Genomic DNA, 23,208 nt, shown 5'->3' on the forward strand with positions numbered 1-23,208 from the left:
TCTCACATGAGAGTATCTTACCTAAAACCTTTCAGGAGTCTAGTGATGAATAACGAATTACAATATATGACAGGCTTTGGTAATGAGTTCGAAACCGAAGCATTACCCGGTGCATTACCTATAGGTCAATTCAGCCCTCAAAAAGTAAAATACGATTTATATGCTGAACAGTTCAGCACAACAGCATTTACAGCGCCGCGTGCTGATAACCGCCGTACTTGGTTTTATCGTATTCGCCCGTCAGTAGTACAAGGTGATTATACACCTATAGACAAAGGCCTTATTCGTACCGCTCCTATTACAGAAGTCCCAACGCCGCCGACAATGCTACGTTGGGATCCAATTGAAATTCCTGAGCAGCCAACAGATTTTATTGATGGTTTGATTACCATGGCAGCTAATGGCAGTGCAAATGCACAAACAGGTATAGGTATTCATATCTATGTAGCCAATAAATCAATGCAACACCGTTACTTTTATAATGCTGATGGTGAAATGCTGTTCGTACCACAACAAGGTGAACTATTACTAAGAACTGAGTGTGGAAAACTAACAGTCCGAGCTGGTGAAATTGCCGTAATTCCTCGCGGGATTAAATTTGCTGTTGATTTATTAACGGACACAGCCCGCGGCTATATTTGTGAAAACTATGGCCATGCCTATATTTTACCAGAGCGCGGTCCTGTAGGAGCTAATGGTTACGCCAATGACCGTGACTTCCACTACCCTGTTGCGGCTTATGAGGATGTAGAGGGAGACTTTGAACTAGTTGCAAAGTTTAATGGCAATATGTTCCGCTGCGATATTGGTCATTCTCCATTAGATGTCGTTGCATGGACAGGTAATAGTGCACCATACAAGTATGACCTTGCTCGATTCAATGTTATGAATACCGTGAGTTATGATCACCCAGATCCTTCAATCTTCACCGTACTAACGTCACCATCGGGTACAGAAGGTGTCGCAAATATCGACTTTGCTATCTTCCCTCCTCGTTGGATGGTGGCTGAAAACACATTCCGTCCACCTTATTACCACCGTAATATTATGAGTGAATTCATGGGGCTTATCGAAGGCGTATACGATGCAAAAGAGCATGGCTTTGTACCTGGGGGTTCAAGTTTACATAATTGTATGTCGCCACATGGTCCAGAAGCAGATGTATTTGAAAAAGCTTCAAATGCCGAACTTAAACCACAACGCTACGAAAACACCTTGGCATTTATGTTCGAATCGCGTTACGTTATTTCACCAACTAAATATGCTCTTGAAGGTAAAGAGCGTCAGCCTAACTATACTGACTGTTGGCGCACTATTAAAAAACATTTCACAGGTAAACAGGACGCATAATGAAACTTTATAGCTATTTTCGTTCATCAGCCGCTTACAGAGTTCGCATTGCTCTTAATTTAAAGAACATTGATCACGAGTTGGTCACCGTTAATTTATTAAAATCAGAGCAGCAAAGCGACCAGTACCTAGCAAAAAACCCACAAGGGTTATTACCGGCACTAGAAACTGATCAAGGTGTGCTTGCACAATCGCTGGCTATTTTAGAGTGGCTTGAAGAAACACACCCAGAAACACCGCTTTTAACAGGTGATGCATGGCAAAAAGCCCAGATCCGCAATTTATGTTATGCCGTAGCGTGCGATATCCACCCTATCGATAATTTGCGAGTATTAAAGTACTTAGCTAATGATCTTGGTGTTGATGAAGAAGCAAAAACGACCTGGTATAAGCATTGGGTAGAAGTTGGCTTTGAGAGTATCGAAAAGTTACTTGATGAAGCGAACACTTTTTGTGTTGGCGACAAACCAACACTTGCTGATGTCTGTTTAGTGCCGCAAGTATTTAATGCCTTACGCTTTAACGTTGATATGAGTAAGTACCCAAAAATCGCCGCAGTTTATGAGCATTGTAATAAGCTAGATGCCTTTATTGATGCGGCTCCTCAGAACCAACCTGACGCAATCTAATTCGTTGTTATTAAAACTAAAGGCCCAATCATTTTGGGCCTTTTTATTATCTAATTTTTATCTCAGTGCTGAATTAATAACACTCACGTGATTGATCAAATCTAGCCCTAAATCCGTTAAATAGCCGCCATCAGGGCTATCAGTAATGCCTTTGTCATAAAGACGTTTTGCAGCATTTTTTACTGTTTCTTCTGCATCAGAGTGGATTTTAATGCCTTGCATTTGTGAGTCGCGGGGAAACTTAGCAAGCAGGGTTAATTCGTCAATCATATTTTTATTAAATTGCATGTGTTCACCTTTTTATTATCACGTCATTGTGCTTTTATAGAATACAGTCATAAGCTTAGTGTAGATACAAAAAACTGCACAATGAGAGGTGTATTTTGTTTAGAAAGATTTTAATCTTAACTACCTTGTTTATTTTATTGTTTTCACAATTCGTTTTAGCAAAGGATAAAGCATTAGTTGTGCTAGATGGCCAAGAAGCACTTAACAACCACAAAGTGTGTTGGTATGAAAATAAGCGTTACACCGAAGGCGCTTATATTGCTGTTGGCGATATAACGTTAATTTGTGCAGCCAAACAGCCAAATTTTTCAAACAGCGACTTAGCGTGGTTAAGACTGGATAAAAACGGCGATATTGTCTATCCAAAACGAGGCAAGAGTATAAACGTCAATTAGCTTAAAGACGCTAGATACGTTACTATTACTCAGTTTAGAAATAACCAAAGATTAAGCATGGACAATCAACCAAATAACCCTTTGCACGGTATCAAGCTTGCCGACATCGTAACCCAACTTGAAGAAAAACTTGGCTGGGAAGGACTAGCTGAGCATGTTGATGTGCGCTGTTTTCAAAATGACCCAAGTGTTAAATCAAGCTTAAAATTTTTACGTAAAACACCTTGGGCCCGTGAAAAAGTTGAACAACTATACATTGATACTTTCTCCTCTCAAAAGGCCGATGATGACGCACCTTTTGAATGGAAAAGTATTAAAAAATAACTGTTAGGTTTCGGCCATTATCACCGAAAGTGACTTCGGTGATACCTCTACCACCAGCTTTTCTGCTGTTTTAACCTCACCATCAATCACATAACTTATGTCTTTTTCTGCACTTACAGAAACTCGTTTAGCATTTGTATGATGGCTATTAATGGCAAAGCTTGTTTGCGTTATGCTTGAAAATACTAATTCAGCAATACTTAATGTACTGGCTTTAGCCTCTGAGTTAGGCGTTAACCAATTAACATCAAGTAAACCATCATTATGATCTGGCTGACCTGCTGATTGAGCCAACAATGTAGTAAACGGCGCTGCATTTGCAATGATTAAACTATTGGTATTTATAGACTGAGGTTCATTGTCGTCTAATGTAACTGTATAATCTTGCGCTTCATGTTCGCTTAGTGCCTGCCAAAATCCTTGTAAATAAGCTAGTTGGCCGGACTCATTTTTAGCATCTCGATGCGCCTTTTCAATCATTTTCTGTTCAAACCCAATTCCTGCTAATAACAGCATTCGCTCGCCATTACACAAAGCGGTATCGATCCGACTTGCCTGTCCCTCAATAATAAGTTCACAAGCTTGTTCAACTGGGATTAACTTAGATTGGATCCCCATTAATACATGAGCTAATGCATTAGCAGTGCCTAAAGGAATAATGCCTAACTTACAGTCGGTATTGACTAATACACTGGCTACTTCTGTCACTGTACCGTCACCACCACATGCGATAACAACATCGGGATTTGTTTCTATAGCCTCTTTAGCTAATTGAATACCGTCCACTTCTTCTGTTGTAGTGTGTACAGTTAAATCATAATATTCACTTAACCTTGCGGTTATCTGCTTTTTCTTTTCTTGCCACAGCTTTGTACCAGAGACTGGATTAGCAATTAATACAGCTTTGTTTTTAATTAGTAAATCGCCTCGACGATGACGTTTTATTAAGTGACGAAGTTGGCGCTTGTTTAAATTAGCAGTTTCTCGAGTTTCTTTGATTTGCTCCAAAACAGTATGAACATCTGCATCTTTATCTTGGCTTAGTAAGTATGCAGCCATAACAAACACTGAACGTCCGCGACCTAATGCGCAATGTACAACAACACGTCTATCAGCCTTTACTTGATGGTGGATCCAGTTAATTGCTTGATGTAATTGCGCACGAGTTGGCACACTGTGGTCTAAAACGGGGATATTCAAATAGCGAATATTTTCTTGGGTCGATGACCATTCAAGGCCATCAAACTCACAGGTAACATCTAAGATTGCTGTAATCCCTAACTCTTTCATGGTGTCAATATCTGATGGAAAGAGCCTGCAAGCTAAAAACAGATGTTCATTTATTTGTTGTAAGGGAGGCACTTTATCATGCTTACGAGACCAAGCATTGTATATTTGAGCCCCTAGTAAAAAGGGAATAAACGCCCAACGAATATAAATTGGTATTACACCGTTTTCACGCTTTCTGAAAATTCGCGCAATGTTAAAAAAATAAGCGCCACTGACTAGTAGTAGCGACAATGCAGCCCAATAAAAAAATAGCGCAAAATAAACGAGCTCAACTCGAATAGCCACGATTATAAAAATAATTGCCAGCGCAAGATAGCTAATTGCTGCCCACATAGTCACTCCTTGTTATTTTAATCATATACATTAATGCAAGTTTCTTTCCACACAGCAGATAAGCCCTAAACAGGCACTTTAGATGAAAAAATAAGCTCTTACCTTTATTTCCTATCAATAAGTTTAGGACATTTTTTCATTATGCTATGAATAACTTACACATTTTTGTACTTAACTTGATTTTCTGAGCTTGAGAAAACAGATTTCTATTTAAAGTGCTATATGTTGAACTTGCAAACACAACTAGTTGGCAAAAATGATTAAATATCAACGCGGATTGCTATCAATGTGATGAAAGTGAATGCGTAATAAAAAACTTCACAGAATCACTTTAACTGAACAGGAGTAACGGAATAAATTACCTTGCAGAGCTTAATCTATTCCCTTATCAAATGGTAATAGAAGCGTTTTCATCGCTGGACGAAGTGCTTTTAAAAGCTCACTGATGTTTAAAGAAGGATTAAGCATTTTACGTAGTAGTAAGCCCCCCATCACAGAAAACATCACTTCAATACGGGCATTCACTTCTTCAAGTGCGGTACCTTGTAACGGCCCTCTTTCACCAACTAACAATTCGCGCATTGAGTCACGGGCGTGGCTATCTGACTCACGCAGTAAGTTAGCGACTTTTTCATTGCGCGCAGCTTCTGCGAGCATTTCTAAATCAAGCGCACCTTGATTTAAATCGGTATGGCGCTCAACACCTCTATCGAGTCCATCTAGCAACACGGTGACACGATCGCCCGGCTTATCTGCAAACTCTTTAAAGATTGAGAACATTTCTTCCATATCACGTTCAACAATCGATTCTATAATCGCTTCTTTACTAGCGAAATAATTATAGATATGGCCTGCACTCATGCCTGCTGTTTTAGAAATTTCAGCCATTCCCGCGCCATGATAGCCCTTACGTCGAAAACAATCCGCTGCAGCACAAAGCACTTGATTACGTCTTGCCTCAGCAAGCGCAGGGTCATTGTGTCTTTTCGTTTTTTGCGTCATGGTTTCTCCAAGCTCTTTTGAAATGGTTAACTTTTACTTAAACAAGGTTTACAGGATCTTAATATCACAGGAGAGTCAAAACAACTAAGATCCTGCAAAACCTTAAATAAATTATGCTTTTGCTGTTTTAATGCACATTTTTTTGCGCATTCCAGCCACCACCAAGTGCTTTATACAAATTAATTTGGCTAGCAAGATACGCTTGTTTACCCAAAATTAACTGTTGCCCAGCACTGTACCAATTTCGTTGCGCATCCAATACTTGCAAGTAACTGTCTGCTCCTTTTTGAAAACGCGCATCTGATAAAGTAAAAGATAACTCATTACTTTGGTACAAATCGTTGAGTGCATCTAGCTGATGCATATAACCTTCACGGTCAGCAAGGGCATCAGATACTTCTCTAAATGCTTGTTGTATGGTTTGCTCATAGTTAGTAAGCGCCATTTCTTGTTGTGCCTTTGCAACATCGAGATTGGCTTGATTACGACCCATATTAAAGATAGGTAAGTTAATCGATGGTACAAAACTCCATGTACCTGAGCCCGAATCAAAAAGATTACTCAAATCAGCAGAGGCCGTCCCGGCATTGGCGGTTAAACTTATACTCGGATAGAATGCCGCTTTTGCCACACCAATATTTGCATTAGCTGCCAGTAAATCATGCTCAGCGGCCTTAATGTCTGGTCGTTGCGTCAGTAACTCTGACGGCAACCCCACTGGCACATCCGGCAAGTTCAGTACATCATCTATATTTTGATTAGGTAGTAAATCAGCAGTGACGGTTTTACCCACTAGAAAATCGAGAGCATTTTTATCACGCTTTAGTAAGCGCTGATAGTTTGCAATATCGACCTTAGCGGTTGCTACTGTACTTTCCAGTTGCGATAGCGTTAACTGAGACGCAGCACCAAGAGCAAATGTTTTACGGGTTAGTTCTAAAGACTCCTGCTGAGACTTTAAAGTCTCGTTTGCAAGCGCCAAAAGCTCTTTGTCCGTCGCATAGTTAAGCCACGCATTCACTAATTCCGAAATCAAGCTAATGCGCACACTGGTTAAACTGTATTCAGCGGCATAGAGGTTTTGTAAAGCTTGCTCTGATTGGTTGCGCACTTTGCCCCAAAGATCAATTTCGTAAGCAGTTAAACCAACAGTCGCTGAATAGTTTTCAGAAATAGTCGCTTGACCAGTACCAGATAAATCTGCCGGAAGACGCTGACGGGTTCCCGCTGCATTTAAATCAATGCTTGGGTAAAGCGCAGAATCTTCAATCTGATACATTGCTCTTACCTGCTGCACATTAAGTGCAGCAGTTTTAATGTCTTTGTTGTTTTCAAGCGTTAGCGCAATCAGCTGTTGCAGCTGAGCATTAGTGAAAAATGACTGCCAATTAAGTGCATTGATATCACCTGCAGTACCTTGAACATCATAGTTTTGAGCAACGGGTAATTCACGTTGCTCCATATCTGGCGCCATATTACAGGCAGATAGCATAAGTGCAGCAACAGACACTGAGATAAGTTTAGCTTTCATTATGCCTGCTCCTCTTTGGTTGACTTTGTTTTGCCAGGGAATACACGGCGCACCAATACAAAGAACAATGGCACAAACAACACCACAATGGTCGATGACGCAAGAGTACCGCCAATAACAGCAATACCTAGTGCGTTTTGTGCACCCGATCCCGCACTTGATGCAATTGCAAGTGGTAGTACACCACACACAAATGCCATTGATGTCATAAAGATTGGACGTAAACGAAGGCGAATAGCAGCAACAGCAGCATCGACAAGTTTCATACCCTCATCCATTTTATGAATCGCAAACTCTACAATTAAGATGGCATTTTTTGATGCCAGACCAATAGTGGTTAATAGACCCACTTGTAGATAAATATCGTTTGATAAGTTAAATACAAATGACGCAATCGACGCACCAAATACCCCAAGCGGTACAATGAGCATAACCGCTGCAGGAACTGACCAGCTCTCATATAACGCCGCTAAACATAGGAATACAACCAATAATGAAAGTGCATAAAGTAATGGTGCTTGACCACCGCTTAAACGCTCTTCATATGAAATACCTGTCCATTCGAACGCCACACCTGGCGGTAACTTCTTAACCATTTTCTCAACTTCGGCCATCGCTTGACCTGTACTATAACCCGGTGCAGCAGCACCTTGGATTTCCATCGCTGAAAAACCGTTATAACGCTCAAGACGCGGTGAGCCATAAGTCCAATAAGATTGAGCAAACGCAGTGAATGGCACCATATCGCCATTGGCATTGCGCACGTACCATTTGTCTAAATCTTCTGGCACCATGCGTGATTCAGGCGTACCTTGTAAATACACTTTTTTAACACGACCACGGTCAATAAAGTCATTTACATAGCGACTACCCCAAGCCGTTGATAACGTATTATTGATATCTGCTTGAGTCAGACCTAATGCTTCAGCTTTGGCTAAGTCAATATCAAGCTCCAGCTCTGGTTTATCTTCTTGACCATTTGGGCGCACACCCGATAACACAGGGTTTTGTGCCGCCATACCTAAAAACATGTTTCGAGCTTCAAGTAGTTTGTCATGTCCTAAACCAACACGGTCTTGTAGGTATAAAGTAAAACCATTTGCAGTACCGAGCTCAACAACCGCTGGCGGTGGGAAAGCAAACACAAATGCTTCTTTAATGGTTGAGAAGTATCCCATGGCTTTACCAGCAACAGCGCCTACTGATAAATCAGGGCGTTGACGTTCATCCCAGTGTTTCAAGCCAACAAAGCCGATTGCTGCGTTTTGCCCAGAACCTGCAAAGCTGAAACCTGTTACCGTAAAGATAGATTTAACCGCTTCTGATTGATCTTCTAAGAAGTGGTGTTCCATCTTTTCAACAACTTTTAAGGTTTGTTCTGTTGTTGCTCCAGCAGGTAGGCTTACTTGGTTAAACAAAATCCCTTGGTCTTCATCTGGTAAGAATGCCGATGGTAACTGTGAGAAAATAAACACCATGCCACCCACGATTAAACCGTAAATAAGTAAATAGCGTTTACTGTGTTTGATCATACGAGACACAAAACCTTGTGTACCCGAGTTTGTTTTATCAAAACCACGGTTAAAACCAAGGAAGAAACGACCAAATAAAGATTTATCGTTATGTACATGACTTGGTTTTAGCATTGTTGCACAAAGGGCCGGTGTTAGAATTAACGCAACCAGCACTGATAAACTCATTGCCGTTACCAAGGTGATTGAGAACTGCCGATAAATAACACCTGTAGAGCCCGGGAAGAACGCCATAGGCACAAATACTGCCGAGAGCACCATGGCAATACCCACAAGCGCGCCTTTGATTTCATCCATTGATTTACGTGTCGCTTCAAGAGGAGACAAGTTCTCTTCTGTCATAACACGTTCAACGTTTTCAACAACAACGATCGCATCATCAACCAGTAGACCAATGGCAAGGACCATAGCAAACATGGTGAGAGTATTAATTGAGAAGCCAAACACTTGTAAGATGGCAAACGTACCTAGCAATACAACAGGTACTGCAATGGTTGGAATAAGTGTTGCTCTGAAGTTCTGTAAGAATAAGTACATTACCAAGAATACCAGCACAACAGCTTCAATTAGAGTGCTAACTACTTTCTCAATTGAAAGTGATACGAACGGCGTTGTATCGTAAGGTACAACCGTAGTTAAACCTTCAGGGAAGAAAGGCTCAAGTTCAGCAAGTGCCGCTTTTACGCCATCAGCTGTATCAAGTGCATTAGCACCACTGGCAAGCTTAACACCTAAACCTGATGCCGGTTTGCCGTTAAAACGAGCGACAACACCATAGTTTTCACCGCCTAATTCAACATCGGCAACGTCACTTAAACGAACAACCGAGCCATCAGCATTGGTTTTTACAAAGATATTTCTAAATTGCTCAGGTGTTTGTAAGCGGCTTTGCGCAGTCACTGTTGCATTCAGTTGTTGGCCACTCACTGCTGGCAAGGCACCAAGTTGACCTGCTGACACCTGTGCATTTTGGGCACTGATTGCAGCGCTAATATCAGCAGGAGTTAATGAGTACTTAAGTAATTTAGCTGGATCTAACCAAATACGCATTGCATATTGAGAGCCAAAAAGTTGTACTTCACCCACCCCGTTAACACGAGAAATAATATCAAGTACGTTAGATGAAACATAATCACCGATATCGATGTTGTTCATGCTACCGTCTTCAGATACAAAGCCTACAACCATTAAGAAGTTACGAGCCGATTTTGCAACCGAGACACCTTGACGTTGTACTTCTTCTGGTAATAAAGGTGTTGCAAGCGACAATTTGTTTTGCACTTGAACCTGTGCGATATCAGGGTCGGTATCTGCACTAAAAGTTAACGTTAAAGTCGCAGAGCCGTTCGATTCAGAGGTTGACGACATGTAGAGCAAGCCATCGAGCCCTTTCATTTTTTGTTCAATAACCTGTGTAACCGTATCTTCTAATGTACGGGCCGACGCACCAGGGTATGAGGCTTGAATACTAATTGCAGGCGGTGCAATTGATGGATACTGCGCAACCGGCAAACTTCTAATTGCTAAGATACCTGCCAGCATAACAACGATAGCAAGTACCCATGCAAATATGGGCCGATCAATAAAAAATCGTGACATTAAGTTTCTCCGTTACTGGCTGTTAGCTACTGATTCTGCTGGCATTGCGTTTACTGGGGCACCTGGGCGGATTTTCTGTAAACCTTCAACAATCAGCTTATCGCCATTATTTAGGCCATCTGTCACTAACCAGTTTGAGCCTACAGTACGGTCAGTTTTCAGCACACGTGCTTCAACGGTGTTATCTTTACTTACGACCATGGCAGTAGGTTCACCTTTGGTGTTTCTGCTCACACCACGTTGTGGTGCTAAAATCGCATCACTTTTCACACCTTCAACAATCACTGCGCGAACATACATACCCGGTAGAAGTAATTTTTCAGGGTTAGGAAATTCAGCACGTAAAGTCACAGAGCCTGTACTTGGATCAACGGTTACTTCAGAAAATTGTAATGTGCCTTTGTGTTGATAAGTGCTGCCATCTTCCATTATTAATTCAACTTTTGAATGTAAAGCGGCATCTTTATCAAGCTCACCTGCGGCGATAGCTTTTTTCAAACGTGTTAGTTCACTGCTTGACTGTGTTAAATCAACATAGATTGGATCAAGCTGAGTGATAGTAGCTAATGCTGTTGCTTGATTAGCGCTAACAAGGGCACCGGCAGTGACATCCGATTTACCAATTTGACCACTAATTGGTGCTAACACTTTGCTGTAGTTTAAATTAATTTCAGCGGTTTTAAGCTGTGCTTGAGCAGTCAATAAGTCGGCTTTTGCACTTTTGTATGCCGCATCCGCTTCATCATAATCTTGCTGACTGACAGCTTTGATATTCAATAGCTCTTTATAGCGTTCAGCTTTTGCTTTGGCATTAGCAATACTTGCTTGAGCTTTAGTAATAGCGGCTTTGCTGGTAGCGACCTCTGCTTCAAATGTAGATGGGTCAATTTGATATAAGGCTTGGCCCTTTTCTACTTCAGCACCTTCAACGAACATACGAGACTGAATAATACCGTTAACCTGTGGACGAATTTGCGCGATACGTGAAGCAGCCACACGACCTGGCAATTCTTTAGTTAGCGTAAGTGGTTTGCTTTGCATCTCAATAACACCAACAGGTACAGCTTGAGCTGCCTGCGATTGCCCTTGAGCCGATTCTGATTGGCCGCAGCCTGATAATAAAACAGCACCAGCCAAAGCTGACACTGCAAAAAATGGAATGCGAGAGCGCTGCATGTGTAGTTCCTTAATTTAGAGTGAACGATCATTCTAAACTAAAAAAGGCACAGATCAACCACCTTTAAGTATCTTTACATTAAATATTTTGCTTGCTTTGCAGTGTGTTTTTTGTGCAACAAATAAATTGCTAATTGAATAATTTAGCAGCTAGTTAAGAAAATCATTTTAAAACTATCAGTTAGAACTGCTTATTAGTCACCTAAGCACATCCCCATAGCCCGGGCACTGCTTATTAACGAATGCTCTAAAGGGATAACACGATATTCAGAAGTTGCGGCTTTTAAACTGATTGGTTTAATTTCACCCTCTTTACTTACGGGGATAAAACCAAACTGGCCTTTCTTAACAAGTTCGAATGCTTGCACCCCAAACTCTGCTGCAAGCACCCTATCAAACGCATTGGGTGTGCCACCACGTTGAATATGCCCTAACACAGTGACCCTTACATCAAGGTCAAGTGCAATACGGATCTGTGAGGCTAGTTGCTCAGCAATTCCACCTAGCACTGGGTTTTCGTAGCCAAACTCACTTGATTGTTTACTTACAACACTTCCTGCAACAGGTTTAGCTCCCTCTGAAATAACGATATTTGCAAATCCATGGCCATTATAAAAACGTGATTTAAGTTTTGCTTTAATCGCTTCAATATCGTAGGGAATTTCAGGAATAAGTGCTACTTCAGCGCCTGCTGCAATTGCTGAATGTAAACAAATCCAACCCGCATCACGACCCATAACTTCCGTCACAATCACGCGATTATGACTTTGCGCAGTTGGTATTAATCGATCAATGGCTTCTGTTGCAGTGTCAACGGCAGTTTGAAAACCAATTGTGTAATCAGTGCCATATAAATCATTATCAATGGTTTTTGGCACGCCTACGATATTTAAGCCATGCTCAAATAAATGCTGAGAAATTCTGTGAGAACCATCGCCCCCGATATTAATGACTGCATCAAAACCCAATTGTTTAACAATACTTATTAACTCATCTGAACGGTCAATAAATACTTGCTCGCCTGCTATCTCTGCAGGAAATGCGGTAGGATTCCCTTTATTAACTGTTTCTAGAATTGTGCCGCCACGAACATGAATACCGGCCACTACTTCACTAGTTAAGTGAATAATATCATTTGGCTTTTCAAGAACACCACAATAAGCTCTTCGGCTTCCATATACCTGCCAATTGCCATCATGTTCGGCTGCTTTAACCACAGCTCTGATCACCCCATTTAGCCCAGGGCAATCACCCCCACTTGTTAATAGCAGTAATTTTTTCATTCTATGACCAACTTCGTTCACTGATTAATTAGAGATTAGCTTATATGTTGAACTTTCGCGTATGACTTACATCAACTAAAGTTCGGTTTTTTATTATTAGAAAACAGCGCCACAAAAATTATTAATAATAGATACTTAGGCAAACTTGCAAGCAAAGTCGTATTATCAAAAATTGCAGAAAAGGTATTAAAAGCAAAATATAAATGCAGTGCTAAAAAAGGTATCAGTAATATAAAATATGAATACGCTTTGTCTTTTAGGTAGAGCCATTTACTTAATAATAAGAACACAAAAAGTAATGCTATTAGTGGGATACCTAACGTAACAATATCAATCACTGTTAAAGCAAATTTAGGTGACAAATCATAAAGAGGTGTAAGAATTTCGCTAGGGATCGCTAAAGCTGAGCCAACCCCTACTACTGGAATAGATAAATAAGCAAACAAACAGCCAAAAATAAATAAAAGTAGTAGATTATATTTCATTAACTCATTCCATGATTTGTTCGTTATTAGTGTTACGCTAACTAATAACGAACAAATAATCTACTACTTTTTCAGTGCTTTATAGTGTTAAAAGGATTTAACACTAAAGGCTAGATTCTCTACAGCACAGCCCGTACTACTTTTATTAACACGGTAGTAATGCGTATCTTCAGTAGCATTTAAATCGAGTAGAAACTCATCATGCTGGGCTACAGCTTGTTGTTCTTGAGTTAAACACATAGCTTGCACAAGCGAGCGCAATTTAGCATCAGAGAAAATAGTGCCAAAACGCTGCATCGGTAATCGCGGAATTTTAATACTAGGCAGTGCATTATCAACAGTTCGCTTCGCAAGACTAAAACCATCCTTTGTTACATCAATAACCGCACCTGCAGGCCAATAACTGATTGCTCCTTTGTTTTTAGCGTCTGATTGAACATGTACTACACCACTTTTACCAATCACCGTCATTAATGCGGTTTCACCTGCTCGAATTGATACAAGCGCCGTAGTTTCATCAATGCCAAAACCATGTTTTTGCCCTGAATCTGCCAGTAATCTAGCCAAACGCATGGTTCTGTTGCGCTCGCTAAAATGAGTATCTAAAACCCCATAAGTAAAGCTACCTAGACCGCCTTGTTTTTCATAGGTTAATGAATCTGCTGAAAGGCTATTATCACATTCATTTTTACAGCGCTCACTCGGTGGTGAAACAGCAAATGCTCCAGCTCTTAATGCTGCTAAACTAGTCCCATTAGAAATCATAGGCACCGAACCATAAGCATTCATACCACCACTTTGCACGGCTGTTCCTGCACTTGTGCCAACAAGTAATGGCCTTTGTAAAATTGCATGGGTCCAAGGGTATTGCTTGCCGTTATCATCAAAAAGCACCTGTCTGGTTAAGCTCTGATCACCACCGTTAAACATAATGCCCGTTGCGTTTTCAATCTGTTTAACTAAATGCTCTACCCCTTGATCACAAAGCGCTTTTTCGGCCTTAATTCGGTCAGGGTAAATAGTCTCACGGTTAAAAACAGCCATTGTCTCAGTACGTAATGCATCTAAATTCTCACATTGCTTACTGGTAATCGCTCTTGCTAAAGCGGGTGTTAAAGGTAACCACTTTGATTCGACACCATTAAAGCTTAATAATCCTTCATAAAAATCTGCTGATTCATAAGGGTCTCTGCTTGAAGCTGTAACCGCTAAAATGGTTGGTGATTCATCCGTTGTTTTTAACGAAGCAGACACAAAGTCTAAAATATCACTTGCTGCACTTTCATTGTTATCCGGTACACTAACTTGCTCTTTTTGTCTTGTAGAATCGGCTGTTAACACAGGAACTTCGAGACTATCTAGCACTAAGTTATACTCTTTATCTGTTAACGCGTTCAATAACGTATTATCTAAATCACGCCATGCCCATAAAAGATCACTTTTAGTGTTCACATCAGACTGTTGACGTGCAATCTGTGCTAATACCTTAAGCGTTTGCTGGCGATTTTTTTCATTATTTGTTGGCCAGTTTGTCTTTATTGCAGATAAAGCATCATTATTTAATCGAAATTGATTAGTTTGTTTACCACTAATCTGTTTATTGGAAAGGCAGTTTTTAGGGCTCATACTTGAGCAGGTTGTCAATGCCCCACCAATTAAAACTAACGTTTGCTGTTGCTCACTTGCATTAACTTTACTGCCAAATGACGCGAAAACAACACTAAATACCCCAAAAATAAACCCAATGTGGTATTTAGCACTTTGCTCCTTAAGGATGTTCATATTGTTACACTCTTGTAAAAAAATATTAGAAAATTACTTGCACAGCTTTTTGTTGCTTGCTATAAAAAAAAGGAACATTTAAAACGCGAGTAAGCTAGCACTGTATTACTAGCTTTGTCAAAAGACCTTACGGATTGGAATTATGTTGAAAAACGCATTATCGCTTTGCACATATTTCTACTCTCCACACTACCTTTCGGAGTGGTTTGACGAGTAGCCACACCTCACTTCCTGTGAGGGGCTAGTTGTGTCTATAACCCACTGCCCTGTCTAAAAAATTATAACAATTATTCAAAACGACACGGTTTTGCCGTGTGTTTTTTAAGACAAAGGTAAATCAATATGTTTCGTCAGTTATCAATTGCTGTAGCAATCAGTGCTGCGCTGTGCCCAGTACAAGCTGTGTATGCTCAAAACGACCAACAATCAGAAAAAATTGAACGAGTAGAAGTAACAGGATCACGAATTAAAGGGGTTGATTTAGAAGGAACCATCCCGCTTACAGTGCTTGACCAAGATGCAATCAAGCGCTCAGGAGCGAACACTATTCATGAATTATTAAAAGATTTATCCGTTTTTAAAGGCGGATCCGGTACCTTTTCAACATCTGAAAGTGGTGGTACATCAACCTCAACGCCTGCGGGTCAATCTGCTGCCAGCCTTCGTGGTATGGGGCCCTCAGCTACATTAACACTGATTAATGGCCGTCGTGTTGCGCCGAGCTCGTTCGCATCAGGCACTGAAAATTTTGTTGATGTGAACTCAATTCCACTTGCCGCAATCGAGCGCATTGATATTCTCGCCACTGGTGCATCGGCAATATATGGGGCTGATGCTGTCGCTGGTGTTATTAATTATATTCTCAAAGATGACTTTCAAGGAGCTGAAGTAAACACTTCTTACACTAATAGTTTTGACAGTCATGACGAAGGTAAGAAACAACTTAACTTAGTTTACGGCACGAATATAGGTGAGAGTAACTTAACGGTATTTGCTGATATTTACGACCGCAATGCCTTTAAAGCGACCGACAGAAGCTATACCGCAACCCCAAATTTAGTGAATGGTTACTCATACTTACCCAAACTTGAGAACTCGCCAAACATTTATTACTACAGTAGTCGAGATGGCAATGAGCTACCTGCGCCAAACTGTAAAACAGAACTTGTTACGACTGAGTATGGGGAGCAAATTTGTGCTTACTATGCTAACCAAGATGATTACCTAGAAACCCCATTTGAAAGCCTATCAACTGGCTTTATGTTTAACAGCAACTTAGGTGATTTAGATTGGCATACCGATTTCTTCTATAGCCAAACTAAATCAAAAGCGTATTCATCACCAGCCCCTATCAATCAAATAAGCGACGAAGACGGCCCTTATATTATTGAAGATGCGTTATTTATTTATGATAACGCTGACGGCAGTAACGAGCTGATAGACCAGCTTTATATTGATCCATTTACCACTCAAGCGGGTCGAGATGTGTATGGCTTTGCATTTGATGCGCGCTTTAATTCACCGCGAACGGTTGAAGTCGAAACCAAAAACTTTCGCTTAGTCAGTAGCCTTGCCGGTTATATTGGTGATTGGAGTTGGGAGTCAGGTGTAACATTTTCTCGTTCTAAGTCAGAGCAACAAGCAATTGATGGTATTTATAACCGCTACCAATTTCATGCAGCTATCACTGGTGAATTATGCTCTGACGGATCATTAGCTACATACGATGGAACACAGCTCAATTGTGCACAAGGTCAGTTAATGCCGTTCTACAACCCGTTTTTACAGGGGGATAGTAATAACGATGCAGTGCTTGATCTTGCAAAGGCAAACCCAAGTAGAAGCGGTGAAAGTACAGTATACGGTTGGGATTTAAACTTTAATGGCGATTTATTTACGTTTAATGAGTTACCCATTTATGCTGCATTTGGTATTGAAGCTCGACGAGAAGAATTAAAAGATATTCCATCGTTAGACTCACAAGCCCGTCCTGAAAATGGTTATTTGGTAGATGTATTTGGTTTCGGCTCTAGCTTGTCTGAAGCCGATCGTACTCAGTACGCTGCATTTTTAGAGTTGAATGTGCCACTCACTGAGCAGCTAGAGCTGCAAGTCGCTGGTCGTTACGATCATTACGATGATTTTGGTGGAACGTTTAACCCTAAAGTTGGTTTAAGCTATCGTCCTTTAGATTCTCTGATCATTAGAAGTTCTTGGTCAACGTCGTTTAGAGCACCTTCATTAACTCAAGCTGGCGTAAAATTACGTACCACACAATCACGCTTCGATTGCGGTGCTAATCAGGCTGTTGCAGATTTATATTGTATGGGTGATGGCACCGAGGTCAGTGTTAACAGCCTAGAACTCGGTAATCAAGCACTCAAAGCCGAAGAGTCTGAAGCGCTCAGCATTGGCTTTGCATGGAGCCCATCTATAAATACTAACTTAACGGTTGATTATTGGCATTTTGATCACGAACAAGTTATCGATACCAATATGACTGCAGTGCTAGATAGAGCTATAACAGATGCTTCTCTTCGTCACTGTGGGCTAGTACCACAAGGTCAAGAAGGTATTTCGTACGAGGAGCAGCTGTGTGAAGTAACCGATAATGCTGGACTCAATATCGAAAGTGATGGCGCTAACCTTTCAGAGATCCTCACAAACTATATTAGTGAGTTTAACCCGCGAGAAGATGAGCTATTCCTGCCATTATTTAGAGACCATATTATTCCTCTTGAAAATACCGGCACCCAGACATTAGCAGGTATCGATTTTAAATTTGATCATCGATTTAATTTTGCAAAAGGCAATTTAACACTCGCTTTCGATGGTACACACTATTTAGAGTTTGAGCGAAATAAACCTGGCTCAGATGCAATCGAAAAATTAATCGGTACTTATCGCTACCCTGAAAATGTAGGCAGATTTTCTATTGATTGGGAAGCTGAGAGTTATTACTTAAATCTCGGTGCCAATTATACCAGTAGTTATGAGGATGATATCGAAGGGCTGCGTGGTCGTGAAATAGACGAACTAGAAGAGCTTGGAGAGCTTAACGAGGAGTTAAAACGTGACGTTGATGACTGGTTAGTATGGGATTTATCAGCTGGCTATTTTGTCAATGATGCATTATCAATCCGCGCTCGTATTGATAATATCTTCGATAAAGAACCCCCTAAGCTATATGGCTCAAGCCGCGGGTTTGATTCAATCAATCATAATGCATATGGCACTCGCTATACGTTGAGTCTGAGCTATCGCTTTTAACATTAATGTGGGCGGCTCTATGTCGCCCACATTGCTAAGTTTGTGTTATTAATAACTCAAACTCGCGGCTCTCAGTGTTAATCTTTCTCAGCAAGGGCTACAATACCTTGCTTTTCTCACATTCTTCGAACAATCGTTAAGTGACTTTATGAAAAACAAACAGTTTGCGATGCCTGATGCGAGCATCATTTTGTTATGCGTCGCAGTCATCGCCTATTTAGCCAGTTTATTTATAACACCCGGTGTGTTTAATGCCGAACAAGATAGTCACAGTGTTGAATTATCACAGTATCAAAAAGCAACAGAACATACACCACCTGCCCTTTTTGCAGAAGGAGGAGGCATTGGTCTAGCCAATGTATTGTTTGAAGGCTTAGTCTCTGGTGACAAATATGGTGCAGCCATCGGGGTAATGGCATTTATTTTAATCACAGGTGGCGCCTTTGGCGTTATTTTAAAAACGGGTGCGATTAATAACGGCATTATGGCGCTGATTAATAAAACACAACACGTAGAGTGGATATTCATTCCTTTGCTATTTGTGCTTTTTTCATTAGGAGGCGCAGTATTTGGTATGGGTGAAGAAGCCATCGCCTTTTGTATTGTGTTATTCCCCATTATGAAACAACTTGGTTATGATGCAAAAGTAACTGTATTAACAACTTATGTTGCGACACAGATTGGCTTTGCTACCTCTTGGATGAACCCATTTAGTATCGCAATTGCTCAATCAATTGCAGAGATCCCGGTGTTTTCTGGTGCAGGATTCAGAATGGTTGCGTGGCTGGTTTTTACCTCATTTGGCCTTCTATTTACTATCCGATATGCTAATTCAATCAGATCGGCAAAGAACCTAAGTGCTCAAGAAAATAACAAGTCAATTAGCTTAGACAGCGCAGATAAACTTATCTTAATAACCTTTATTGCAGGTATTATTTGGGTTATTTGGGGTGTTATGGCAAGGCAGTATTATATTCCTGAATTAGCTGCGCAGTTCTTCTGCTTAGGTGTAGCTTCTGCTGTTATTGCTAGTCTATTTAAAAAACAAACAGCAAATGAAAGCGCAAATGCATTTAAAGAGGGTGCCAAGAACTCCTGCCAGCAGCGCTTTTGGTTGCTTTAGCAAAAGGCGTTATTTTAATACTTGGCGGTAGCGATTTAACATCGCCTTCAACTCTAAATACTTTGCTTTACTATAGTGCCACCAGCATCTCAGTTGTGCCAGATTATATCGCCGCTTGGGGTATGCTATTATTTCAAAGCGTGTTTAACTTTTTTGTATCTTCAGGTTCAGGACAGGCAGCAATCACAATGCCGCTAATGTCACCACTGGGTGATCTATTAAATATCTCACGGCAGATTGTAGTGCTGGCATTTCAATTAGGTGATGGACTAACCAATATATTTATTCCCACCTCAGCAAGCCTTATCGGCTGTTTAGGCATTGTTAAACTTGATTGGAGTGAGTGGGCAAGCTTTATTTGGCGTTTTACCTTAGCGCTATTTGGCCTTGCTAGTTGCTTTATTTTTCTCGCACATTTTATTAACTATCAGTAAAAGATTTAATTATGTTAACACTTATAAAAGGCGCAGATATTTTCGCTCCTTCGCCGCTTGGAAACCAAGATGTTTTAATCGCGGGCGGAAAAATCGTAGATATACAGCCTGAAATTAATATCGAAAATTATCATGGTGTTACCATCGTTGATGGATCTAATTGCATTTTAACTCCGGGGTTTGTTGACTCTTTAGTCCATATAACAGGTGGTGGCGGTGAGGCTGGTTTTGCTAGCAGAACACCTGAAATGAACCTAACAGATGCAACATTGCATGGTACAACAACGGTTATCGCTGCCCTTGGTACTGACTCAAGTAGTCGAACCCATAGTAATTTAATTGCAAAAGCAAAAGCACTTAAAGAACGAGGATTGAATGTTTTTTGCCATACAGGTTCATATCACTTACCTGCTAAAACACTGACTGGTTCAATAACGAATGACATTATGTATATTGAGGAGTTTATTGGTGTCGGTGAAGTCGCCATTTCTGATCATCGCAGTAGTCAGCCTACGGCTCAGCAACTTGCTGAACTAGCCGCTGAAGCAAAAGTGGCTGGCATGTTAAGTGGCAAAAAAGGCACGGTTAGTATTCATGTAGGTCCAGTAGATAGTCACTTATCTTTATTACATGAGATAGATAGCTTAACTGATATTTCGCTTAGCCAGTTTTATCCTACGCATATGAATCGTAATCTAGCTTTACTCAATGCGGGCGTGGCGTTTTGCAAAGCGGGTGGCACTATCGACTTTACCACAAGCACGACAGAGTATGATCTTGCCCATGGTGAATATTCAGCCGCGCAGGCACTGGCTTACTGCCTTAAAAATAATGTACAACCGACTAAGCTCACCATGAGCTCTGATGGGCATGCAAGCTTACCTATTTTTGATGATAACTTTAATCTATTAGGTCTTGAAGTTGGTAAAGAATCAACATTGCATAGCTCGTTTGTAGAAGCCGTTCAAGAATATGGTGTATCGGTTGAACACGCATTAATGGCTATTACCTCAAATCCAGCTGATGTGCTTGGTATTAATAAAGGTAGAGTGACTATCAATGCAGATGCAGATCTGGTGTTACTTGATAATGCATCACTGCAGCCCATTGAGTGTTGGTCAAATGGCGTACACATGGTGCATCAAGCTAAGGCAATAGTGAAAGATACTTTTGAATAAAGGCTGCATGAGCAGCCTTAATTGCTTTCTTCTGAAATTCGAGTAACTAATAGTTGCTCGACCTTCACTCCTTCAACATCAACCACTTCAAATTTAAACCCGCCAAAGTGTATAAACTCGGCGCGCTTCGGAAGTCGCTTCATCGTATAAATAAGGAATCCGGCAACAGTTTCATAATGTGATTGATCAGGAAACTCTTCTATCTCTAGCACTTTAGCAAGCTCAACCACAGGTGTCAGGCCATCCACTAACCAAGAAGTGTTATCACGTTGAATAATTAACTCTTCGCCCTGATGACTGATCAAATCACCCATAAAGCCTTTCATTAAATCTTTAACAGTGACAATGCCAACCATTAGTGCATATTCATTAACAACAACAGCAAATGGCTCAGCTGCTTTTTTAAAGGTATTTAACGCTTCAGAAAGACTGAGTGTTTCTGGTAAGTAAAAAATATCACGGCTGATTAACTCACTATCTATCTCAGCAGTTTGCCCTTTAAGTACTTTACGAAGGATATCTTTTGATTCAACCGAACCAATTAATTTGTCTAAGCTACCATCACACACTAAAAAGTGATTATGCGGGTGCTCAATAATTTTGGTAGCGACTTCTTGGGCATCAGCTTTTACATCAAAAAATACAATTTGATCACGTGGAGTCATCACACTCGATAAAAACCGGGCCTCCAAATCAAACACATTGCCTATTAACTCATATTCCTGTTGCTGCAGGCTGCCATATTCAGCCCCAGCATCCATCATAGCAACGATGTCTTCAGTGGTAACAATATCTTCTCGTTCAGCCGGAACTTTAAAGGCGCGTAAAATTAAGTTTGTAGTGCCATTAAAGAACACAACAAATGGCGTTAATGCAAAGGTAACCCAGCGCATTATAGACACCACATTGACAGCAACAGCCTCTGGCATAATCATCGCTAGGCGTTTAGGCAGTAAATCTGCAAATAAAATGAATAATGAGGTTATGCTAAAAAACGAAATCAAAAAGCTAATTTGACTTAGTAACGGGCCTTGATAAATCATCCCTAAAATTTGTTCAATATAAGGTGATAAAGCTTGCTCACCGACAATACCACCTAAAATAGCAATCGCATTCAAGGCAATTTGTATCATCGCAAAAAATGCCCCTGGCTGCTCTTGCAACGTTAATACTGCCTGGGCTTTTTTATTGCCTTCGTCGACCATGACCCTTAATTTTATCTTACGTGATGCAGCAATAGCTATTTCGCTCATTGCAAACAACGCACTGATCAAAATTAATATCATAATAACGAGTAAGTCACTCATTGTGGCTCCTAGTAAAAAGCATTCAGACTGTTGAATGCAAACAACTTTTTGCTCACTTATGCTGTTTAGAGTTTAGCGAGAATGGTCAAAAAGCAGCTGATTATAACTGCTTTATAGCAATCAACAAGTGCTATTTTAAATCACTGGAAACAAAGGCTTTATTGAGCTTATCTAAAGTCACTGGGTCGATATTTCCGTTACAAGCAAAGTATAAATCAGCGCGTGCAACAGGTAGCTGATAAACAGGCTCTAGAAAAGAAAGGCTTTGATCATTTTTACTTTCAAATTGATATTGTTGGTCACTTAATACCACTAAATCAACAGTTGTACGACGACTCTTAAGAATGTCGTAAATATTTTCAAAGCTATCAAGCAGGATTAACTGTTTATTTTCATTAAAACCCTGCTCTTTTAAATAAACATGGGAGTAGTTATTTTTTAGAACTGCAGTACGATATTTTTTCGCATCATCGAGGTTATTGATACTCAGCCGATTTGATTTAAATGCATAAAAAGATGCTGAAAAGCCTTCAAGTTTATGTATCCACTTAAATTTTTTCTCTCTGGAAGGAATACGTGCTAATGAAAAAATACACGTGTTTGCGTCACGTAAAGCAGCATTGTATGTAATTGACCAAGTATTAATTGATATGTCGTACTGCATCCCTGATTTTTCGAGGGCAGCTTTAACTTTGCCCACGACAGAGCCAACTAACTCACCTTGTTCGTTCTGATATTGGAAGTTTGGAAAGTTTTCAGTTACCACTGTTATTGCTGCAAAACTAGGTTTAGCAATAATAAGCAATAATAAGCAATAACAAGGCTAGAGATTTCCACATCGCAGACAAACCAAATTTATAATTATTTTTTATAATAATATAGCGTGTAGTTAGGAAT

Annotated in this window: 17 protein-coding genes and 1 pseudogene; 7 read left to right on the plus strand and 11 right to left on the minus strand. The window is 40.4% G+C overall.

What is annotated here, in order from left to right:
- Positions 1-45: 45 nt before the first annotated feature.
- Together hmgA and maiA are read left to right on the plus strand one after the other, a co-directional pair.
- Positions 46-1,350, plus strand: a complete 1,305-nt coding sequence (gene hmgA / locus NH454_RS10220) for a homogentisate 1,2-dioxygenase (protein WP_253038965.1) — start codon at positions 46-48, stop codon at positions 1,348-1,350.
- Positions 1,350-1,979 carry a maleylacetoacetate isomerase gene (gene maiA, locus NH454_RS10225; RefSeq protein ID WP_235381930.1) on the plus strand — a complete coding sequence of 210 codons (630 nt, stop codon included), beginning with the start codon at positions 1,350-1,352 and terminating at the stop codon, positions 1,977-1,979. The genes hmgA and maiA overlap by 1 nt, the downstream gene beginning before the upstream one ends.
- Before the next feature lie 57 nt (positions 1,980-2,036).
- On the opposite strand, the gene NH454_RS10230 is transcribed toward maiA, so the two are convergent.
- The gene (locus NH454_RS10230) at positions 2,037-2,267 is read right to left on the minus strand and encodes a TIGR02647 family protein (protein ID WP_105180290.1); all 231 of its coding nucleotides are present in this window, start codon (positions 2,265-2,267) and stop codon (positions 2,037-2,039) included.
- 95 nt (positions 2,268-2,362) lie between these two features.
- Between NH454_RS10230 and NH454_RS10235 the strand changes: the two genes are divergently transcribed.
- Together NH454_RS10235 and NH454_RS10240 are read left to right on the plus strand one after the other, a co-directional pair.
- Complete coding sequence (locus tag NH454_RS10235; protein WP_135926573.1) at positions 2,363-2,662, plus strand: DUF1496 domain-containing protein; 300 nt, start codon at positions 2,363-2,365, stop codon at positions 2,660-2,662.
- A 57-nt stretch (positions 2,663-2,719) separates the two neighbouring features.
- Complete coding sequence (locus tag NH454_RS10240) at positions 2,720-2,986, plus strand: VF530 family protein (RefSeq protein WP_105180288.1); 267 nt, start codon at positions 2,720-2,722, stop codon at positions 2,984-2,986.
- Between the two features lie 3 nt (positions 2,987-2,989).
- Here the strand turns inward: NH454_RS10240 and NH454_RS10245 are convergent, their stop codons facing one another.
- The 8 genes from NH454_RS10245 to NH454_RS10280 all read right to left on the minus strand — a co-directional run bounded on the left by NH454_RS10245 (position 2,990) and on the right by NH454_RS10280 (position 14,999).
- Positions 2,990-4,609, minus strand: a complete 1,620-nt coding sequence (locus tag NH454_RS10245; RefSeq protein ID WP_199526893.1) for a diacylglycerol kinase family protein — start codon at positions 4,607-4,609, stop codon at positions 2,990-2,992.
- 372 nt (positions 4,610-4,981) lie between these two features.
- Positions 4,982-5,611, minus strand: a complete 630-nt coding sequence (locus tag NH454_RS10250) for a TetR/AcrR family transcriptional regulator (RefSeq protein ID WP_199526894.1) — start codon at positions 5,609-5,611, stop codon at positions 4,982-4,984.
- Positions 5,612-5,738: 127 nt separating this feature from the next.
- A complete protein-coding gene (locus NH454_RS10255) occupies positions 5,739-7,142 on the minus strand; it encodes an efflux transporter outer membrane subunit (protein ID WP_253038966.1) in 1,404 nt (467 codons plus the stop codon).
- A complete protein-coding gene (locus NH454_RS10260; RefSeq protein ID WP_253038967.1) occupies positions 7,142-10,273 on the minus strand; it encodes an efflux RND transporter permease subunit in 3,132 nt (1,043 codons plus the stop codon). The genes NH454_RS10255 and NH454_RS10260 overlap by 1 nt, the downstream gene beginning before the upstream one ends.
- Positions 10,274-10,285: 12 nt before the next feature.
- Positions 10,286-11,449, minus strand: coding sequence for an efflux RND transporter periplasmic adaptor subunit (locus NH454_RS10265; RefSeq protein ID WP_135926564.1), 1,164 nt, complete (start codon positions 11,447-11,449; stop codon positions 10,286-10,288).
- Between the two features lie 194 nt (positions 11,450-11,643).
- On the minus strand, positions 11,644-12,732 hold the full coding sequence (locus NH454_RS10270) for an ATP-dependent 6-phosphofructokinase (RefSeq protein WP_253038969.1): 1,089 nt from the start codon (positions 12,730-12,732) through the stop codon (positions 11,644-11,646).
- A gap of 71 nt (positions 12,733-12,803) precedes the next feature.
- Positions 12,804-13,217 (minus strand): hypothetical protein, encoded by a 414-nt coding sequence (locus NH454_RS10275; protein ID WP_253038970.1) that lies wholly within the window; start codon positions 13,215-13,217, stop codon positions 12,804-12,806.
- A gap of 87 nt (positions 13,218-13,304) precedes the next feature.
- Positions 13,305-14,999: a cyanophycinase gene (locus tag NH454_RS10280; RefSeq protein WP_253038971.1), complete on the minus strand. Its 1,695-nt coding sequence runs from the start codon at positions 14,997-14,999 to the stop codon at positions 13,305-13,307.
- A gap of 342 nt (positions 15,000-15,341) precedes the next feature.
- On the opposite strand from NH454_RS10280, the gene NH454_RS10285 reads away from it, so the two are divergent.
- The 3 genes and pseudogenes from NH454_RS10285 to iadA all read left to right on the plus strand — a co-directional run bounded on the left by NH454_RS10285 (position 15,342) and on the right by iadA (position 21,004).
- A complete protein-coding gene (locus NH454_RS10285) occupies positions 15,342-18,269 on the plus strand; it encodes a TonB-dependent receptor (RefSeq protein ID WP_253038972.1) in 2,928 nt (975 codons plus the stop codon).
- Between the two features lie 148 nt (positions 18,270-18,417).
- Positions 18,418-19,826, plus strand: a pseudogene (gene yfcC / locus NH454_RS10290) (putative basic amino acid antiporter YfcC).
- Positions 19,827-19,837: 11 nt separating this feature from the next.
- Positions 19,838-21,004, plus strand: a complete 1,167-nt coding sequence (gene iadA, locus NH454_RS10295) for a beta-aspartyl-peptidase (RefSeq protein WP_135926558.1) — start codon at positions 19,838-19,840, stop codon at positions 21,002-21,004.
- Positions 21,005-21,021: 17 nt separating this feature from the next.
- Here iadA and NH454_RS10300 read toward each other — a convergent pair whose 3' ends face one another.
- Both NH454_RS10300 and NH454_RS10305 read right to left on the minus strand, forming a co-directional pair.
- Entirely contained in the window at positions 21,022-22,311 is a 1,290-nt protein-coding gene (locus NH454_RS10300) for a hemolysin family protein (RefSeq protein WP_199526902.1), read from the minus strand.
- Positions 22,312-22,441: 130 nt separating this feature from the next.
- Complete coding sequence (locus tag NH454_RS10305; protein ID WP_253038973.1) at positions 22,442-23,077, minus strand: transporter substrate-binding domain-containing protein; 636 nt, start codon at positions 23,075-23,077, stop codon at positions 22,442-22,444.
- Positions 23,078-23,208: the final 131 nt, after the last annotated feature.

The sequence above is a fragment of the Pseudoalteromonas sp. Ps84H-4 genome (genome assembly GCF_024124645.1).
GTDB classification, from domain to species: domain Bacteria; phylum Pseudomonadota; class Gammaproteobacteria; order Enterobacterales; family Alteromonadaceae; genus Pseudoalteromonas; species Pseudoalteromonas lipolytica_C.

What these genes read in the sequence shown, in the direction of transcription:
- iadA (WP_135926558.1), top strand. Translation starts at nt 19,838, where the DNA reads ATGTTAACACTTATAAAAGGCGCAGATATTTTCGCTCCTTCGCCGCTT.
- NH454_RS10285 (WP_253038972.1), top strand. Translation starts at nt 15,342, where the DNA reads ATGTTTCGTCAGTTATCAATTGCTGTAGCAATCAGTGCTGCGCTGTGC.
- NH454_RS10280 (WP_253038971.1), bottom strand. Translation starts at nt 14,999, where the DNA reads ATGAACATCCTTAAGGAGCAAAGTGCTAAATACCACATTGGGTTTATT.
- NH454_RS10240 (WP_105180288.1), top strand. Translation starts at nt 2,720, where the DNA reads ATGGACAATCAACCAAATAACCCTTTGCACGGTATCAAGCTTGCCGAC.
- NH454_RS10230 (WP_105180290.1), bottom strand. Translation starts at nt 2,267, where the DNA reads ATGCAATTTAATAAAAATATGATTGACGAATTAACCCTGCTTGCTAAG.
- NH454_RS10300 (WP_199526902.1), bottom strand. Translation starts at nt 22,311, where the DNA reads ATGAGTGACTTACTCGTTATTATGATATTAATTTTGATCAGTGCGTTG.
- NH454_RS10275 (WP_253038970.1), bottom strand. Translation starts at nt 13,217, where the DNA reads ATGAAATATAATCTACTACTTTTATTTATTTTTGGCTGTTTGTTTGCT.
- hmgA (WP_253038965.1), top strand. Translation starts at nt 46, where the DNA reads ATGAATAACGAATTACAATATATGACAGGCTTTGGTAATGAGTTCGAA.
- NH454_RS10255 (WP_253038966.1), bottom strand. Translation starts at nt 7,142, where the DNA reads ATGAAAGCTAAACTTATCTCAGTGTCTGTTGCTGCACTTATGCTATCT.
- NH454_RS10265 (WP_135926564.1), bottom strand. Translation starts at nt 11,449, where the DNA reads ATGCAGCGCTCTCGCATTCCATTTTTTGCAGTGTCAGCTTTGGCTGGT.
- NH454_RS10260 (WP_253038967.1), bottom strand. Translation starts at nt 10,273, where the DNA reads ATGTCACGATTTTTTATTGATCGGCCCATATTTGCATGGGTACTTGCT.
- NH454_RS10250 (WP_199526894.1), bottom strand. Translation starts at nt 5,611, where the DNA reads ATGACGCAAAAAACGAAAAGACACAATGACCCTGCGCTTGCTGAGGCA.
- maiA (WP_235381930.1), top strand. Translation starts at nt 1,350, where the DNA reads ATGAAACTTTATAGCTATTTTCGTTCATCAGCCGCTTACAGAGTTCGC.
- NH454_RS10270 (WP_253038969.1), bottom strand. Translation starts at nt 12,732, where the DNA reads ATGAAAAAATTACTGCTATTAACAAGTGGGGGTGATTGCCCTGGGCTA.
- NH454_RS10245 (WP_199526893.1), bottom strand. Translation starts at nt 4,609, where the DNA reads ATGTGGGCAGCAATTAGCTATCTTGCGCTGGCAATTATTTTTATAATC.